Raw genomic sequence first — 17,300 nt, forward strand, 5'->3', positions numbered from 1 at the left:
CTGGGTTCCTTTTTTAATGATTTCATAACATTATTTGGTCTCATTTTATATTAACGATAATAATCAGACATAATCATCGTTTTTGTTGCTTATAAACTACTGAAAGGGTAATTTTACCTTGTGCAAAAAATCTATATCTACATATTAGTTTTCCTGATCGGCTCCAGTAACAGCTTTTTTCAGCAGTTCTACAAACTGCCGGTGCTGTTTCAGCACTATATGGAACATCAGCAGCACGATGATATCGATTTTGTAAAATACCTTTCCATGCACTATTGGGGTCAGGATGATAACGATAATGATCAGGAACGCGACATGCAGCTTCCGTTCAAAAAAATCGACCTGCACACCGCCCAGCTTGTATTTGTTCCGCTCGACCGACCTGTTGAGTTCCCGTCCTGCCCTGTTATCTTAAAGGATCAGCGACCAATAATATACAAACCCACTTTTCATACCAATCCGGCATTAGCCTGCCTGTTCCGACCACCTTCAGCATAATTGCCTTATTAGAAAATACTTTCGGAAGTTAAAACAGCCTTGTTTTAGCCTCCCTGCTATTTATTCAAATACATCCAATTATGCTTAATAAGATCATTCAATTCTCAGTTAAAAATAAACTGGCAATTGGCATCTTCACTATACTGTGGATTCTCTACGGATGCTATGAAGTGAGCCGTTTGCCAATAGATGCTGTACCGGACATCACAAACAATCAGGTACAAATCATAACGACCGCACCGTCACTTGGTGCCGAAGATGTGGAACGGCTCATCACCTTCCCTATCGAACAGGCCGTCAGCAATATTCCCGGATTAAAGGAAAGCCGCAGTATTTCGCGGTTCGGACTCTCTCTGGTAACGATCGTACTGGAAGATGATGCCGACATATACTGGGCACGCCAGCAGGTAACGGAACGGTTGCAGCAGGTTAAAATAGACGAAAAGGCCAATGCGCCCGAACTGGCACCCGTGACTACCGGTTTGGGAGAAATCTATCAATATGTTTTAAAGCCGAAACCGGGTTATGAGGCTAAATATTCCCTGGCCGATTTGCGGACAACCCAGGATTGGGATGTACGCCGGCAGTTACTGGGAACCAAAGGTGTAGCCGATGTAGCCACTTTTGGCGGTAACCTCAAACAATATGAAGTGGCAGTAAGCCCGTCGCGTTTAAAATCGTTAAACCTTACCATAACCGATGTGTTTACGGCCTTAAGCCGGAACAACCAGAATACCGGAGGCTCTTATATCGAAAAAGGTCCTACGGTATTGTATATCCGCAGCGTTGGTCTGGCCAGAAGCATTGGCGATATCGAAAATATTGTTGTTAAAAACCTGCACAACGGTGCCCCGGTACTGATTAAAAATGTAGCCAACGTTAAAATAGGTTCCGCGGTGCGCTATGGTGCACTGACCACAGATGATAACGGCGAAGTCGTGGGCGGTATCGTTATGATGCTGAAAGGACAAAACTCTTCGGAAGTAATTAAAAATGTCAAAGCGCGGATAGCCGAAATACAGGGACGCTTACCGGATGGTCTGGTTATTGAGCCTTTCCTGGACAGAACCAAAATGGTGGACAATGCCATTGGAACCGTTGAAAAAAACCTGATTGAAGGCGCTTTAATTGTAGTGCTGATACTGGTGCTTTTCTTAGGCAACCTGAGAGCCGGGCTGATCGTGGCCTCCGTAATTCCGCTTTCGATGCTGTTTGCCATTATCATGATGAACACCTTTGGCGTAAGCGGCAACCTGATGAGTCTTGGCGCACTGGATTTCGGGCTCATCGTTGACGGTGCCGTCATTATAGTCGAAGCTATTTTACACCATCTTCACAGTGCCAAAAAATACAAAACGGTCAATACCATTTCGCAGGCAGAAATGAACGAAGAAGTTTCGGGTTCGGCTTCCCGCATGATGAATGCCGCCGTATTCGGCCAGATCATCATTCTGATCGTGTACCTGCCGATACTTTCCCTGCAAGGTATTGAAGGGAAAATGTTTAAACCCATGGCACAAACCGTTGCCTTTGCAATATTGGGTGCTTTTATTTTATCGCTCACGTATGTGCCAATGGTTAGTTCCCTGTTTATCAGTAAAAAAATAAGCCACAAGGCAAACCTTTCCGACAGGATCATGCAAAAACTGGAACGTGTTTATGAAAAGGCACTGGCAAAAGCACTCCGCTTTAAAAAAGGACTGGTCGGGGCTTCTTTTGCCCTTTTTGCGCTGGCTGTATTGGTATTTACACAGATGGGCGGTGAATTTATTCCGCAACTGGAAGAAGGCGACTTTGCCGTAGAAACCCGTTTGTTATTAGGAACTAACCTCTCGACCACTACCGCAACTATCGAAAAGATATCCAAAGAGCTGAAAGCAAAATATCCCGAAGTCCAAAAAGTTGTTTCCCGCATTGGCAGCGCCGAAATCCCTACCGACCCGATGCCTATTGAAGGCGGTGACATGATTATCGTGCTGAAAGACAAATCAGAATGGACCAGTGCCAAAACCTTTCCGGAAATGGCCGATAAAATGGCCGCAACAGTGCAACAGGTCGCACCCGGCGTATCGACCGGATTCCAGTTTCCCGTTCAGATGCGGTTTAACGAGCTGATGACCGGAGCCAAACAGGATATTGTCTGTAAGATTTACGGGGAAGATCTGGACAAACTGGCGGTATATGCCGAAAAATTGGGCAGCATCAGTAAAACGGTTTCCGGAACTGCCGACTGGTATATTGAAAAAGTAACCGGAATGCCGCAGATCGTCATCCATTACAATTGGGCAGAAATAGCCCGATACGGGTTGTATATCGACGATATTAACCGTACTGTAAATGCGGCTTTTGCCGGCGCGGTTGCCGGACAGCTCTATGAAGGCGAGAAAAAATTTGACATGGTTGTTCGTGTGGAAGATGCCGGAAGAAAGGATATAAACGATGTCCGCAATTTATTAATCGCTACTCCGTCCGGTGTTCAGATTCCGCTGTCGCAGGTAGCAGCGGTGGAAGAAATCGAAGGTCCCAACCAGATTCAGCGCGAAAATGCCAAAAGAAGGATTATCGTAGGCTTTAATGTCCGTGGCCGCGACGTACAGTCGATCGTTCAGGAATTACAGCAAAAAGTAAATGCCGAGATTAAATTTGATTCCGGTTATTACATTACTTACGGCGGTGCTTTTGAAAACCTGCAGCAGGCAAAACAACGCCTGGGAATAGCGGTTCCGGTAGCTTTGTTCCTGATTTTTGTAATGCTCTATTTTGCGTTTTCATCGCTAAAAGAAGGCGCTATCATCTACACGGCAATTCCTTTATCGGCTATTGGCGGTGTCTTTGCTTTAGCCTTGCGGGGCATGCCTTTTAGTATCTCTGCCGGCGTTGGTTTTATTGCGCTGTTTGGTGTTGCCGTGTTAAACGGTATCGTACTGATCTCGGAGTTTAACCGTATCAAAAAAGCCGGTACAATAACCGATCCGCTGCAGCAGGTCATGACCGGTACCAAAAACCGGCTGCGTCCGGTACTCATGACGGCTGCCGTAGCCTCACTGGGATTCTTACCGATGGCGCTCAGCAACGGTGCCGGCGCAGAAGTACAGCGCCCGCTGGCTACTGTAGTGATTGGCGGTCTGATTACCGCTACCCTGCTCACCTTGTTTGTACTACCTGCCTTATATCTTATGTTTTATAACACAATTGATTTTTCAAAAATGAAAACAAAATTGAAATTCAAAAATAAGCTGCCTTTATTATTTTTGGGGCTGCTTTCCTCCTATATCGTACAGGCACAGCAGCCAAAAGAAATCACACTGAAACAATCGGTTGCCCTGGCCCTGCAAAACAATTACCAGGTACAGGGAGCCCGGTTAAGCGAGCAATCTGCTAAACTGCTTCAAAAAACGGCTTTTGAACTTCCCAAAACCCAATTGGATATGGACTACGGACAGTTTAACAGCCGGCTGAACGATACCCGTTTCGGTGCCAGCCAGTCCTTTAGTTTTCCAACGGTTTACACCAACCAGAAAAAGCTGCTGCAAGAAAACTATGCTGCTGCACAAGCCAGGACCCAACTGACCCAGCAACAGTTAAAAAGCCATGTCAGCAGTCTTTTTTATGAATTGTTATGGCTGCAACAGAAGAAAACCTTACTGGTATATGCCGACAGTATTTATCGTTTGCTGGAAAACAAAGCCAACCTGCGGTTTACCAAAGGCGCTACAGACGTACTGGAAAAAGCAACCGCACAATCCAACCGGCAGAAATATACCAATCAGCTACAGCTGCTTGCCAAAGACATCAGCATACGCCAGCAGCAGTTTAACCTGCTGTTACAGGACAGCATACTGTATGTTCCGAAGCACGACAGTTTAAAAATAGAAATACCGGCTTCGCTATTCCAAACCGCCGATGTCGCACAGCTGCCCGCCATGCAATGGAGCCGTCACCAGACCGAAGCCGCCAAATGGCAATGGAAAACGGAACGTTCCAGAATGTTACCCGACTTTGTACTGGGCTACAATAACCTGAGTATTACAGGCATGCAAACATCCGGAAACGGTACAGACGTTTATTACGATCGCAACGACCGTTTTCATTATGTAACCGTAGGATTGACCATTCCGGTGTTTTTTTCGGCACAGTCAGCCCGGATAGCGGCATCCAAAGTGGAATGGCAGTCTGCACAAAAACAGCAGGAATTACTGCTGTTACAGCTAAAAACCAATTCCGGTACTGCGCTGCAGGAGGTTGAAAAATATACCGAAGCCCTGCATTATTATGAAACGGAAGGTTTAAAAAATGCCGATACCATCATTAAGGCGGCAAACCGGCAGTTTGAAAGCGGTGCAATAGATTACCTGCAATGGGTACTGGTTATCAACCAGGCTATCGCTATTAAAAATGACTACCTGGATACCGTTAACGCATATAACCAGGCCGTTATACAAGTACAACAACTTCACAATTTATAATATTCAACATGAAACACTATATCCTGATTTTCGCCTACCTCTTTTTACTCACCGGCTGCAGTAACAAAAAAGATACTCCGGAAACTGCTACCGGAAAAACAGTTCCTACTGTGGTTTCCCTGACTGCCACACAAATAAAAAATGCCGGAATCGCATCTGCTTTACCGGTCGTACAGGATGTTCAGGGATCTTTATTGCTCCAGGGTTCGGTGAGCGTTCCGCCGCAAAGTACCGTAAGCCTTAGCTTCCCGTTGGGCGGCTATCTGAAACACACTGCGATGCTACCCGGTATGTACGTTCGAAAAGGCCAGGTTCTGGCTACTATGGAAGACATACAGTTCATACAGCTGCAACAGGATTTTTTAACGGCAAAAGAGCGTTTTCTTTTAGCCGATAAGGAATACAAACGTCAGAAAGGACTGAATGAAAGTAAAGCCAGCAGTGATAAAGTTGCCGAACAGGCACATACCGAAAGACAAACCCAGCAGATCGATATGGCTTCGCTTGCGCAGAAATTACGCCTGATCGGTATTAATCCGGAAAAGCTGAATGCTGCCTCTATTTCCAAAACGGTGGCCATTGTTTCCCCGATTACCGGTTTAGTGGCAAAAGTAAATGTCAATGTGGGCAAATATACTGCTCCCACCGATGTGCTGTTTGAACTGGTGGATACAAAGGATCTGCTTCTGACGCTGAATGTTTTTGAAAAAAATGTGGATCAGGTCAGTATTGGTCAGACCGTTATGGCATATTCGAACAATGACCGCAATAAAAAATACAAAGCCAGCATACAGTATATCAATACAACACTCAACTCCGATGGCGCGATGGAACTGATTTGTAAGTTCGACAAGATCGATGCGGCTTTATTACCGGGATTGTTTATGCAGGGCGAAGTTGCCGTCCGGAACAACAAAGGTCTTTCCGTTCCGGAAGATGCCGTTGTCCGCTGGCAGAACCGTTACTATGTCTTTACCGAGCAAAAAGAAGGTACTTATAAAATGATATCGGTCGATTTGGGAAATGCCCATAACGGAATCCGGCAGATTATAGCTTCCTCAATACAAACAAACTCAAAAATAGTCGTTAAAAATGCCTATACCTTATTGACAAAATTAATGAACAGTACCGAAGAATAATGGTACTGTACCGTTTAGATTGTTGCTTTGTTTATTGAAAAGGGCCTCTTCTCCGGATGAGGTCTTTTTTTGTTTAAAATTGTTTGCTTTTGCCGGAAATGATCCGCTACGGTACAATTAATCCGTTTTTATAGTTCAGAATGTATTCCACGGTATCTTTTTCAGATTGCGTTTCATAGATAATTAACTGCCCGTTTTCATTTTTAAACGAACCGCTTTCGATTGTTTCGCCTTTTCTGTTTTTTGAGAAGTCCACATTCAGCAGTCTTCCATCGGCATAATGCCTTATGGTGTGGAGCTGCCCGTTATTAAAATACCAGATCCATTTGCCGTCCATTTTCCCGTTAACCAAATTTCCTTTACCGTAGAATTTCCCGTTTTGATGGTAAAATTTCCAGCTGCCAACCTGTTTTCCGTTGTCAATTTTCCCGATCTGTCTTAATTTCCCGTTTTCGTGATACACTTTGCTGGTACCGATTTCAACATTGTTTTTAAAGCTGCTTTTCATATAAAGCCGATCCTTTTCATCATAATACCTCCAAACACCCTGTTTTTGGTTGTTGACCATTTTTCCAACCAGCTTGCGATTTTTGCTATCCCTTTCGGAGACTATATTTTTTGAACAGGAAATAAAGATAAGTGCCGTAAAAAAGTATAAAAAGATTCTCATTTAAAAATAATTACAGATCACCGTTTTCAAGGTGCTATTATTAGGTTGGCCGGGCGTTGTGCTTAACACATCAAAAGTGTAATTGTCCCTTTTTTATGAGCGTTTTTTAAGCACAATGGAGCCTTCCCGCAAAAATACACTACTCCTTATAAAGAGCCAAACAAAAACTATGATCTAAAAGTGTTATTTTTAAGGCGTTGAATACCTCTCAAAACCTAAAAACAAATGTTATGATCAGAACCGTTTCCGTACTACTGTTATTCACGCTGTTTGTATCCTGCCGGCAGACCGCTACTAAAAGTGCCGATAAACAGCAACAGGCAAAAGATTCGCTAACAGCTGCTCTTGACAGCCTTTACCGGCAAGGGTATTTTAACGGTTTTTCGGTTGCCCTGGTAAATGAAAACGGAACGTTGTATCAAAACGGGTTTGGATATGCCGCTGTTGAAAACAAGCGGAAATATACCGAACATACGATTCAGAATATTGCTTCCATTTCGAAAACCTTTGTTGGCATAGCTTTGTTAAAAGCGCAGGAACTGCATGCTTTAAAACTGGATGACCCGATTAATAAATACCTGCCTTTTAAGGTTTACAATCCGCATTTCCCGGATCAGGAAATCACCATCAGGCATTTGGCAACCCATACTTCCGGGATTATGGACAACGATTATTACCTGACACAGAATTATTATCTGAAACCCGGTCAGGATTTAAAAAATGTAAAACAGACATTTGATGATACGCAGGTATTTAATGCCCCGGATTCCGTATTGCCATTAAATATATTTCTGAGCAACTTTCTGGCAAAGGACGGAAAATGGAACAACAGTTTTTCCAAAAACAAACCCGGAGCCATCTATGAATATTCCAATATAGCAACCACACTTGCCGCTTATATCGTCGAACTGGCAACCGGTGAAGGTTTCGATTCGTTTACGACCCGGTATATTCTAAAGCCCTTACAAATGAATGAATCGGGATGGAAATTTGACGCTGTGGATTTTTCAAAATACTCCCGGCTTTACGAAAATCCCAAAACACTGCTTCCCTATTATACAATGATTTCGTATCCGGACGGTAATTTTATTACCTCTATAAATGATTTGAGTAAATATTTAACTGAATTAATAAAAGGCTTTGATAATAAGGGAACTATATTAAACAAAAACAGTTATTCCGAATTATTCAGAGGCCAATTAAGTGCCCGGAACTTTACCGAACGGAATACACAGAATCCTTATAGCGAATCCTATAATGTGGGCATATTAATGGGAATCAGCCATACCGGAAACATCGGACATACCGGTGGTGATCCGGGTGTTGCTTCCATGTTGTTTTTTAATCCCAAAACCAAGATCGGCCGGATCATCATCACCAATACCAGCATAACCGACAAACCCGGAAGCGATATGTTTTACCGTATCTGGGATGAACTGGAAGCCCGTCAAAATAGTTTTATTGAGTAATCATACAACCAACCTGACACCTTTCAATACCCTGAAAAAAGATATCGCGATTTAAACATCCGTTTCCTCCCGAACCGGAATTTTGCAATCTGATTACCCCGTTTTCCAAAAATATTCCCGGGGTAATTTTTTTAGCTGTTGATAAGTCCGCCATAATACCAAAAATAAACTTCCCCGGCATTGTTTATAACCTCCGTTTTGGTTTTCGGTTTCCCCCTAACCTGTTCGGTTTACCCGTTAAAATTGCTGTTGATAATTTCTTATCCGGCTGCCATTTTCTGCTGTTGATAAAACGGTTACTTTTTCAGGAATCTATGTTGAACTAAATATATTGATGTTGTAATTTTGATAACCCCTAAAAACACATCCTTTTGTTTATCCCAGACAAAATAGTGTTTTTCCCTTTCTATAGGTTAAATTTTAAATTCAATATATTATGTCAATATTCGATAGCAGAATTAACTATAAACCATTTGAGTACCCCGAAGTACTTAAATTCACAGAAGCCATAAACAAATCGTACTGGGTGCACAGTGAAGTCGATTTCACCGCTGATACACAGGACTTTCACTCGCATTTGAGCCATGCAGAAAAAACCGCCATCAAGCATAGTTTGCTGGCAATTGCACAGATTGAGGTAGCCGTAAAAAGCTTCTGGGGTAATATCTATGAGCATTTTCCAAAACCGGAATTCAACGGACTGGGCAGTACTTTTGCCGAATGTGAATTCAGGCATTCCGAAGCCTATTCCCGACTGTTGGAAGTATTGGGTTACAACGACGAATTTGAAAAACTGTTAACCATTCCGGTAATCATGCAGCGTGTCAACTATCTTTCAAAAGTGCTGAAAGATACCCGTTCGCAGGACAACCAGAAATATGTGGTTTCGCTGATCCTGTTCAGCATACTAATTGAAAACGTATCGCTTTTCAGCCAGTTTGCCATTATACTGTCTTTTACCCGTTTTAAAGGCTATATGAAAAATGTGAGCAACATTATTGCCTGGACTTCTGTGGACGAGCAGGTACATGCCAATGCCGGAATCTATATTGTTAATAAGATCCGCGAAGAGCATCCGGAATATTTTGATGCCGAAACCATTGCCCTGATCCGTGAAAGTGTCAAAGATTCTATTGGAGTGGAATCGGATATCCTGGACTGGATCTTTGAAAGCGGTGAGCTGGAAATCATCAAAAAGAATGACCTGGTTAATTTTATGAAATTCCGTATCGACGAAAGTCTTTCCCAGATTGGCATTGAAAAAGTGTTTCATGTCAGCCAGGAAGAATATCAGGTAATGGCATGGTTTGAAGAAGAAGTATTTGCCAACAGCCTTGATGATTTCTTTGCAAAACGTCCGGTAGAGTACACAAAACACGATAAAAGTATTACGGCAAACGACCTGTTTTAATTTTTTTTACCCATAATCCTATCATAATGCAAGATATTTCAAATAAGAATACGGAACCTTTTTCCGACAACAATCCCTTTCCAAAACTATGGTGGAAAAATTCCGAAAGTGAACAAATATTAAACAGAGGTTACCTGCTAAAGGGTGAAACGGTTGAAGGTGCTATCGACCGGATTTGCAGTGCTGCTGCCCGCAGACTGTACCGCCCGGAACTAAAAGAATCTTTCCAGGAAATGATTGAGCGCGGCTGGATGAGTATCAGTTCTCCGGTCTGGGCCAATATGGGTACCGAAAGAGGGTTGCCTATTTCCTGTTTTAACGTTCATATTCCGGACCATATTGAAGGGATTACCCACAAACTGGGTGAAGTGATCATGCAAACAAAAATCGGAGGCGGTACTTCCGGTTATTTCGGGGAGCTGAGAGAAAGAGGCAGCGCCGTAACCGATAACGGGAAAAGCAGCGGTTCGGTTAGCTTTATGAAGTTATTCGATACGGCTATGGATACGATTTCACAGGGTGGCGTGCGCCGTGGTGCATTTGCCGCTTACCTTGACATTGACCATCCGGATATCGAAGAGTTCCTTAAGATTAAAAGCATCGGAAACCCTATTCAAAACCTGTTTACCGGTGTGTGCGTTCCGGATTACTGGATGCAAGAAATGATTGACGGCGATACCGAAAAACGCCATATCTGGGCAAAAGTACTGGAAAGCCGCCAACAGAAAGGACTGCCTTATATTTTCTTTTCGGATAATGTCAATAAAAATAAACCACAGGTTTATAAAGACAATAACCTGCGTATTAATTCGAGTAATTTATGCAGTGAGATCATGCTGCCGTCTTCAAAAGACGAATCGTTTATCTGCTGCCTGTCTTCTATGAATCTTGAGCTTTATGAAGAATGGAAAGACACCGAAGCCGTTAAGCTGGCTATCTTTTTCCTGGATGCCGTATTGCAGGAGTTCATCGAAAAAACAGAAGACAATTATTATTTAACGGCAGCCAACCGCTTTGCAAAAAGACACCGTGCTTTAGGACTGGGCGTTTTGGGCTGGCATTCTTACCTGCAGAAAAACATGATTCCGTTTGAAGGTATGGAAGCTAAAATGAAAACTACGGAGATCTTTAAACATATCAGTGAAAAAGCCGACAAAGCCACACAGGAACTGGCGCGCATTTACGGTGAGCCGGAATTGCTGAAAGGCTACGGCAGACGGAACACCACAACACTGGCAATTGCGCCTACCACCTCTTCATCGGCAATTTTAGGACAAACGTCACCCGGTATTGAACCGTTCAGCAGTAATTATTATAAAGCCGGACTTTCCAAAGGGAACTTTATGCGTAAAAACAAATACCTGAGAAAGTTACTGGAAGAAAAAGGGCTGGACAACGAAGAAATCTGGAGAGAGATCATGCTAAACGGCGGCAGTGTGCAGCATATCGAACAGCTCACAGCAAACGAAAAAGCGGTCTTTAAAACGTTTAAAGAGATCAGTCAGCTGGAAATCATACAGCAGGCGGCCATCCGTCAGAAATTTGTAGATCAGGCACAGAGTTTAAACCTGAATATCCCTTCCGACTTACCGATTAAAGATGTAAACAGTCTTTTAATTGAAGCCTGGAAACTGGGAATTAAAACCCTGTATTACCAACGCAGTCAAAGTGTTTCCAAAGAGTTTATCACCAATCTGGTAAGCTGCAGCAGCTGTGAATCATAGCAGGATGCAATAAAAACGCTTTTTAAATAAACTATAATCATTTTTTTAACAAAAAAAGAAATAAATAAACATAAAAATAACCTGATTAGTTTGCATAATTAACCAAAACACTTTAAATTTAACTTCATATTCCTGAGAATTTCTTTGCTCCAAACAAAAATTAATTAGGCTTATGAATACGTACCAGCACATTACCGAACTAAAAGCCCCACTAAAAGTACTTAATACCGATGAACAAATAAAACTGGATGGTTGCAAAACCACACTGTCCTTTAAAAAGGGTGACCGGATTTATGAAGAAGGCGCGCTAATAAACGGCGTGTATTGTATTGACAAAGGTGTTTGCAAACTGACCAAAAAGGAACAGATCATACGACTGGCAGGCAGTGGCGATATTTTGGGTTTACAATCCATTATCGCCAAAGTCCCTGTCAATACCAGTACCTATGCACTGGAAACCATGCAGGTCAATTTTATACCTTCCCCGCTCATTATCGAGTTATTGGAACAAAACAAATTGTTCTCTTTAAATGCTTTAAATATAATCTGTAAAGAGTTTCAGGATGCCAGCAACTTGCTGGTCAATATGGCTCAGAAAAATGTCAGGCAGCGGCTTGCCTGTACATTACTCAACTTTAAAGATACTTTCGGGACTGATGAAGATGCCGCTATCAATATTAATTTATCCCGCGAAGAACTGGCATCTATTATTGGTACAGCTCCGGAAAACTGCATCCGTCTTCTTTCCGAATTCACAAAAGAGAATATAATCCAGCTGTACGGAAAAAAGATCATCATCAAAAATCCCACCGCCCTCCTTAAGATTTCGAAATAAATGGCTGAGAAGCCTATTTTAGTAGTAAAAGCTAACATTTATCATGTTTTATTTTAGCTATTTAGCATTATTTTGTCTAAATCTAAAAAAGCAGGCACATTATACATTCCCCTAAAAACACTAAAGATGCAAATCGAACCCGATCTCTTATTTACCTGGGGAGCTATCGCTAAGGAGTTCCCGAAAAATACCGTTATTTTTTATGAAAATGATCCCGCACTGTACTTTTACCAGATCCTGGAAGGTACTGTTAAAATGGTATATATTAACGAAGACGGAAAAGAACTTACGGTCGGAATGTTCGAAAAAGGCCGGAGTTTCGGAGAACCGCCTTTATTTATTGACCAGCCTTATCCGGCAGCGGCAATTGCCCATACCGATACTATCATACTGAAACTTTCAAAAGAGAAATTTTTTGAGATGCTGAAAGAGCACAATGAAATTTTATCCAAAGTGCTGCAGCTGTTTGCGACCCGTATTTACAACAAGGTGGTTTTTTCTAAAAACATCATTAATCAGAAGCCGGAACACAGGATCCGTACCTTTCTGGACAATTTTAAGAAGCAATGCAGCCATCCGACAGAAAAGATCCTGATTCCCTATACCCGTAAGGAAATTGCCGATTTTACAGGATTAAGGGTTGAAACCGTGATCCGTACCGTATCTCAGATGAGTAAAAGAAAGAAAATTGAAATCAAAAATCATAAGTTATACTATTGATGCGGCAGGCAGTAGTAATGCCTGCACTATGATTACAGTCATATCGTATACGCTAAAAATTTTCTTCCTTTATACCATAAAAATAATTATTAATTCGTGTAATTTTTATGCCAAACTCAAAAGCGGAAACAAAGTATTTTGTTTCCGCTTTTTAATGTTAAAAGGTTATATGGTTACAATAAGGTTTTCTGCTGCATCATCAGGGAAATATTAACCGCCCTTTCTTTTATTTCATTGGCTTTCTTACCGCTGAAAAGTTCATCTACAGTTGCGGTAAACAGTTTATTCCAATGCTTAAAATGCTTCACGGTCAGCGGGCTTTTATGGTGTAATTCGCGGTGCTTTACCATCGGGTTTCCTTCAAAATTTCCGGTATAAAACAAGATGTTTTCCCAGAAGTCATACATTTTAGGAAGGTGTTTTTTCCAGTTTACCCGGGCGACTTCCGTGAACAGATAGCCTATTTCGGAATCCGTTTTCACCTTTTCATAAAAAACGTTTACCAAAAGAATAATATCTTCCCGGTTCTGAATATCTTTTTTCATAAATCATACCTTTAAATTAATATGCTGACAATTTTTTTGGGTGATTCCGAAAACAAAGCAAAATCACAAATCTTTATTCTTAAACTTTCTTAAAGAGAAATAAAACGGCAGTATCGCCCACAAACACAATAACAGCAGCGCAATCAGCAGTCCCCAGAACGTTCCGAATGAATCTTTAAAAACAGCTCCGGTATAGCCCATCATGGCCGACACGTCCAATTGCAATAAAAGCTGTATTCTCGCAAGATCAATCGGGCTTAAGGCGGTAAGCCCTACCATCATTTTTTCGATAGGATATTCGGATAGCTGAAAGAGCAGAAACAATATTATTCCATCGAATAACAGGGCAAAAAACAGCCAGGTCATAATGGATATCCCAATTCCTTTGGCTTTATCACGGGTAGCAATGGAGCATAGAAAAGCCAGCGACACAAAGACTAATGTGATCAGGCAGCCCACTACGATCATCATCATCCCGACCCGGTTTGCCGAGTAACACAAAAGCGGTATGCCCGACCCTATCAGGAATGCAATAACCAGACTTAATGAAAGTCCTTTAAAAAGACTGATCCATATCTTTTTTCTTTTGACCGGCTGACTTAACAACAGTTCAATAAATTCGGAGCTGTTGTAAATATAAATTGTCGTGAAAAGTATCGACACCAGCGGTACGGTCAACAAAATGATATTCAGTATCGTGAGCAGTCCTTTTGCCGTATTGTCTTCCATCGTAAAGGCACCCCATGACAGTACGGACAGTATCAGGGTGTAGACAATAACAATCTTATTTTTTAAGATGTCCGAAAGAATTATTCTTACTATGCTGTTCATTGCCGGTTATTTTTTAAAATGTGTGCAATTCCTTTAGATATTTTCTGCTGTTGTGTTTCCTCCCGCAGCGTTTCCACCGATTTATGAAAATGGACTTTTCCTTCCTGCATAAAGACAATCTCGGTTATAAGATCGTCCAGCTCACTCAGTAAATGCGAGGTAATTAACACCAGCTTCCCGTTTTCTTTTTCCTTGATGATCTTATCCCTCAGAATTTCGGAAGCCAACGGATCCAGTCCGGCTGTAGGCTCATCCAGTATCAGCACTTTGGAGTTAAACAGAAAGGCCAGTGTTGCACTTACTTTCTGAATGGTTCCTCCGGACAGGGTTCCCATTTTTTTCTCCGAGAGCTTATCGATCTGAAAGGCATAAAACAAATCCAGATCCAGCGGCTGTGTGCTATTGCGGATCTTTTTTATCATGTCTATTATCTGTCCGATTGTCATGTTATCCGGATAGCGCCCGATCTGCGGCATATAGCCGATATTTTCCCTGTAACGGAATTCTTTAATAATGTTTTCGCCTTCAAATGTTATGGTGCCCGTGTCGGGAATCACCATACCCAGAATGCTTTTAATCAGTGTTGTTTTCCCGCAGCCGTTTGGTCCGATAAGGGCAATGCACTCACCGCTGTTGCAGGACAGGGAAACGTCCCGGAGTACCTGCAGCTTTCCAAACGATTTGTTTATGTTTTTAATTGTTATCATATCGGTAGCGCCCGCATCAGGGGCTTATTATCTACAAAATTATCGGGGGTAATACTGGGCAGGACCTTTTCCGATTTGTCCAGTAAAGTGATGATGAAGCTTCTAAAGAGCAGCATTGTGGCCGGATTGCTTTCCGTTAGCACGGCAAACAGGCTTAACGGATGATACGGCACATCGCCGAAACTGTCTTTATCCAGGTCATATCCCTGGTATTTATCCCAATAATTTCCGTTGAACTTGTTGAGTACCAAACTTCCGTTTGTCCCTATATCGAAGGTGTTGCCTAAAAAATTATTGTGCTGGATTTCATTGTCCATACAGCTGGCCTGGATTTTCATGCCCCAGCCGTTAGCTTTAAACACATTTTTTTCCACCTTTATCCGGGTTGTTCCTTCCATATAAATTCCGGAAGTATTTTTAACAAAGTGGTTCCCGTAAATATAACTGTCGGATATCTCTTTCAGTAGTAGTCCGTAGGCGGCTTCACCCCAGTTTTCATCAAATACATTATTAATCATCCGGACATTTCGGGTAAACATGACCGCAACACCGGCACCGTTATCCCGGAAAACATTGGTAATATAGGAATCATTATCCGAAAACATAAAATGCAGTCCGTAACGGATATTTCTGGCAGCGATATTCCGCCAGATGATTGAATTATAAACAAATTCAAAATAAATACCGTCCCGGTGTCCGGTTACTTCATTGGCAATGATTTGTAAATCCTCGCTTTTCCAGCAGTGTATGCCGTTACCGATTTGCTGTTCTTCGGTAGCCGAAGCTTTTATTTTATTATGGGTGATTATGCAGTTTTTTCCATTTTGAATATAAATCCCGAAAAAATTATTTTCGAGGATATTATGCTGAATGCGTACGTGATCTTTATTATATACCTTGATTCCGCAGGGATCCTGTAAGGCTGCATGCCCGGAATTGATTACCCGGAAACCGTCAACAACAACACTATCGGATTTAACGGAAACAACTTCATACTTTCGCTGACCATCTAAAACCGGATATTCTTTTCCTAAAAAGACCAGTTTTTTAGCAATCACGATAGTACCTTCCCTGTATATTCCCTTATGTACCAGAATTGTATCGCCGGAGCGGGCTAACTGTATCGCTTCTTTGATGGACTTCACCGGTTTATCCTTTCCTACTTCTATCTTTTTCTGTGCCGACAAAGACATGGTAGCAAAAAACATCAGGCCATATACTATTATTTTTTTCATTCTTTCAAAATTGAGTCCCAGTTAATCGTTTCGGCCGCTAAGCCGTCATTTGCTTTTTCTGCCTGTTCAGCAGTTGTAAATGCTGCTGTGTTGCCATGCATCGGGCTTGTAATGGCGCCGCCTTTTAAATACACTGCTGTTTCAGCCGGAATGAGTACATTCTCTTTGTCGTAATCGTGTACATAATAGGCTTTCACAGCGGTGGTATGGTTTTCTTTACAATAGTTCCGCATACAGGCGATATCGTCAAACTTATAGGCTCTCCCCTTTTGAGTGATGAGCTCCGCTCCGAATTTTCCATCGGAAATGGTCATCCTGCAGAAATCGCACTGGTCAGCATTTAAGGCTATCGGAACTTCTTTACCGTTAGAACAGGAAGCCAAGAACAGCAGCAACAGCGGCAAAATACCGTTGATGGTTTTGGTTCTTTTTAGTTTGTTTACAGCGCCTGTTTCTATCAGAAATAATGCAAACAGCAGTATTCCTGATACAATCAGCAGCCATCCTCCTGTGTCCGGTATGGAATAAGCCCCGAAATTGAGTAATTGTTTATAGCCCAGTAAAGGCGGCTGATAGGCCATTCCGGGTACTTTTATCGCCGCATTAGGGTCTAAATTGTGTCCGTAATCATAATTCCATTTGTAAAAATCAATCGCCGAAAGGGTTCCGAATAATAGAAAGGCTCCAAACAGGATAATAACGCCTTTTTTTCTTTTTATAAAACAGACCAGCAGCGAACAGATTGCCAGACAGGCAATGATATAAGGCAATACGGTAAATTCTATAAAATTATCGGTATGCAGGGTTTTCATTCCAATATAGTGGTTTAATCCATTGATAATATCTACGTCCCCTGCAATTTTATGGGCATAGAGTTGTAATACCAATCCCTCCGGATATTGTGGTGCACTCAGTTCTATCCGCCATATCGGAAAGAAAATCGTAAGTAGTAAAAGTAAACTTACCAGTACCAGTATCCCTTTGGAAAACACTGAAATCGAGTCTTTTTTCATCTTAATATTTTAAAGAAAAGGGAGTAAAACGATACTC

Annotated in this window: 14 protein-coding genes; 8 read left to right on the forward strand and 6 right to left on the reverse strand. The window is 42.0% G+C overall.

The window, feature by feature from the left end; genetic code table 11:
* Window positions 1–120 precede the first annotated feature (120 nt).
* The 3 genes from B3394_RS06500 (at window position 121) to B3394_RS06510 (ending at window position 6,103) form a co-directional block, all read left to right on the forward strand.
* A complete protein-coding gene (locus B3394_RS06500; RefSeq protein ID WP_177734496.1) occupies window positions 121–498 on the forward strand; it encodes a hypothetical protein in 378 nt (125 codons plus the stop codon).
* 80 nt (window positions 499–578) lie between these two features.
* The gene (locus B3394_RS06505; RefSeq protein WP_286914369.1) at window positions 579–4,964 is read left to right on the forward strand and encodes a CusA/CzcA family heavy metal efflux RND transporter; all 4,386 of its coding nucleotides are present in this window, start codon (window positions 579–581) and stop codon (window positions 4,962–4,964) included.
* Between the two features lie 8 nt (window positions 4,965–4,972).
* A complete protein-coding gene (locus tag B3394_RS06510; RefSeq protein WP_286914374.1) occupies window positions 4,973–6,103 on the forward strand; it encodes an efflux RND transporter periplasmic adaptor subunit in 1,131 nt (376 codons plus the stop codon).
* Window positions 6,104–6,209: 106 nt separating this feature from the next.
* Here B3394_RS06510 and B3394_RS06515 read toward each other — a convergent pair whose 3' ends face one another.
* Window positions 6,210–6,773, reverse strand: coding sequence for a toxin-antitoxin system YwqK family antitoxin (locus B3394_RS06515; RefSeq protein WP_286914377.1), 564 nt, complete (start codon window positions 6,771–6,773; stop codon window positions 6,210–6,212).
* Between the two features lie 230 nt (window positions 6,774–7,003).
* Between B3394_RS06515 and B3394_RS06520 the strand changes: the two genes are divergently transcribed.
* The 5 genes from B3394_RS06520 (at window position 7,004) to B3394_RS06540 (ending at window position 12,932) form a co-directional block, all read left to right on the forward strand.
* Window positions 7,004–8,242, forward strand: coding sequence for a serine hydrolase domain-containing protein (locus tag B3394_RS06520; protein WP_286914381.1), 1,239 nt, complete (start codon window positions 7,004–7,006; stop codon window positions 8,240–8,242).
* A gap of 436 nt (window positions 8,243–8,678) precedes the next feature.
* Window positions 8,679–9,653, forward strand: coding sequence for a ribonucleotide-diphosphate reductase subunit beta (locus B3394_RS06525; RefSeq protein WP_177734500.1), 975 nt, complete (start codon window positions 8,679–8,681; stop codon window positions 9,651–9,653).
* 26 nt (window positions 9,654–9,679) lie between these two features.
* A complete protein-coding gene (locus B3394_RS06530; protein ID WP_177734501.1) occupies window positions 9,680–11,377 on the forward strand; it encodes a ribonucleoside-diphosphate reductase subunit alpha in 1,698 nt (565 codons plus the stop codon).
* A gap of 172 nt (window positions 11,378–11,549) precedes the next feature.
* Window positions 11,550–12,212: a Crp/Fnr family transcriptional regulator gene (locus B3394_RS06535; protein ID WP_273245705.1), complete on the forward strand. Its 663-nt coding sequence runs from the start codon at window positions 11,550–11,552 to the stop codon at window positions 12,210–12,212.
* 126 nt (window positions 12,213–12,338) lie between these two features.
* Entirely contained in the window at window positions 12,339–12,932 is a 594-nt protein-coding gene (locus tag B3394_RS06540; RefSeq protein ID WP_177734503.1) for a Crp/Fnr family transcriptional regulator, read from the forward strand.
* 173 nt (window positions 12,933–13,105) lie between these two features.
* On the opposite strand, the gene B3394_RS06545 is transcribed toward B3394_RS06540, so the two are convergent.
* From B3394_RS06545 to B3394_RS06565, 5 genes are all read right to left on the reverse strand, one after another.
* Window positions 13,106–13,477, reverse strand: coding sequence for a group III truncated hemoglobin (locus B3394_RS06545; protein WP_177734504.1), 372 nt, complete (start codon window positions 13,475–13,477; stop codon window positions 13,106–13,108).
* Between the two features lie 63 nt (window positions 13,478–13,540).
* On the reverse strand, window positions 13,541–14,308 hold the full coding sequence (locus B3394_RS06550) for an ABC transporter permease (protein ID WP_177734505.1): 768 nt from the start codon (window positions 14,306–14,308) through the stop codon (window positions 13,541–13,543).
* Window positions 14,305–15,015 carry an ABC transporter ATP-binding protein gene (locus tag B3394_RS06555; protein ID WP_177734506.1) on the reverse strand — a complete coding sequence of 237 codons (711 nt, stop codon included), beginning with the start codon at window positions 15,013–15,015 and terminating at the stop codon, window positions 14,305–14,307. The genes B3394_RS06550 and B3394_RS06555 overlap by 4 nt, the downstream gene beginning before the upstream one ends.
* Window positions 15,012–16,250, reverse strand: coding sequence for a nitrous oxide reductase family maturation protein NosD (gene nosD, locus B3394_RS06560; RefSeq protein WP_286914388.1), 1,239 nt, complete (start codon window positions 16,248–16,250; stop codon window positions 15,012–15,014). Before nosD ends, B3394_RS06555 begins: the two co-directional genes overlap by 4 nt.
* A complete protein-coding gene (locus tag B3394_RS06565; protein WP_286914390.1) occupies window positions 16,247–17,263 on the reverse strand; it encodes a nitrous oxide reductase accessory protein NosL in 1,017 nt (338 codons plus the stop codon). Before B3394_RS06565 ends, nosD begins: the two co-directional genes overlap by 4 nt.
* Window positions 17,264–17,300: the final 37 nt, after the last annotated feature.

It is taken from the genome of Flavobacterium sp. UBA4197 (assembly GCF_002379575.1).
Lineage (GTDB): Bacteria > Bacteroidota > Bacteroidia > Flavobacteriales > Flavobacteriaceae > Flavobacterium > Flavobacterium inviolabile.

What these genes read in the sequence shown, in the direction of transcription:
- B3394_RS06530 (WP_177734501.1), top strand. Translation starts at nt 9,680, where the DNA reads ATGCAAGATATTTCAAATAAGAATACGGAACCTTTTTCCGACAACAAT.
- B3394_RS06550 (WP_177734505.1), bottom strand. Translation starts at nt 14,308, where the DNA reads ATGAACAGCATAGTAAGAATAATTCTTTCGGACATCTTAAAAAATAAG.
- B3394_RS06515 (WP_286914377.1), bottom strand. Translation starts at nt 6,773, where the DNA reads ATGAGAATCTTTTTATACTTTTTTACGGCACTTATCTTTATTTCCTGT.
- B3394_RS06545 (WP_177734504.1), bottom strand. Translation starts at nt 13,477, where the DNA reads ATGAAAAAAGATATTCAGAACCGGGAAGATATTATTCTTTTGGTAAAC.
- B3394_RS06505 (WP_286914369.1), top strand. Translation starts at nt 579, where the DNA reads ATGCTTAATAAGATCATTCAATTCTCAGTTAAAAATAAACTGGCAATT.
- B3394_RS06510 (WP_286914374.1), top strand. Translation starts at nt 4,973, where the DNA reads ATGAAACACTATATCCTGATTTTCGCCTACCTCTTTTTACTCACCGGC.
- nosD (WP_286914388.1), bottom strand. Translation starts at nt 16,250, where the DNA reads ATGAAAAAAATAATAGTATATGGCCTGATGTTTTTTGCTACCATGTCT.
- B3394_RS06535 (WP_273245705.1), top strand. Translation starts at nt 11,550, where the DNA reads ATGAATACGTACCAGCACATTACCGAACTAAAAGCCCCACTAAAAGTA.
- B3394_RS06565 (WP_286914390.1), bottom strand. Translation starts at nt 17,263, where the DNA reads ATGAAAAAAGACTCGATTTCAGTGTTTTCCAAAGGGATACTGGTACTG.
- B3394_RS06525 (WP_177734500.1), top strand. Translation starts at nt 8,679, where the DNA reads ATGTCAATATTCGATAGCAGAATTAACTATAAACCATTTGAGTACCCC.
- B3394_RS06540 (WP_177734503.1), top strand. Translation starts at nt 12,339, where the DNA reads ATGCAAATCGAACCCGATCTCTTATTTACCTGGGGAGCTATCGCTAAG.
- B3394_RS06520 (WP_286914381.1), top strand. Translation starts at nt 7,004, where the DNA reads ATGATCAGAACCGTTTCCGTACTACTGTTATTCACGCTGTTTGTATCC.
- B3394_RS06555 (WP_177734506.1), bottom strand. Translation starts at nt 15,015, where the DNA reads ATGATAACAATTAAAAACATAAACAAATCGTTTGGAAAGCTGCAGGTA.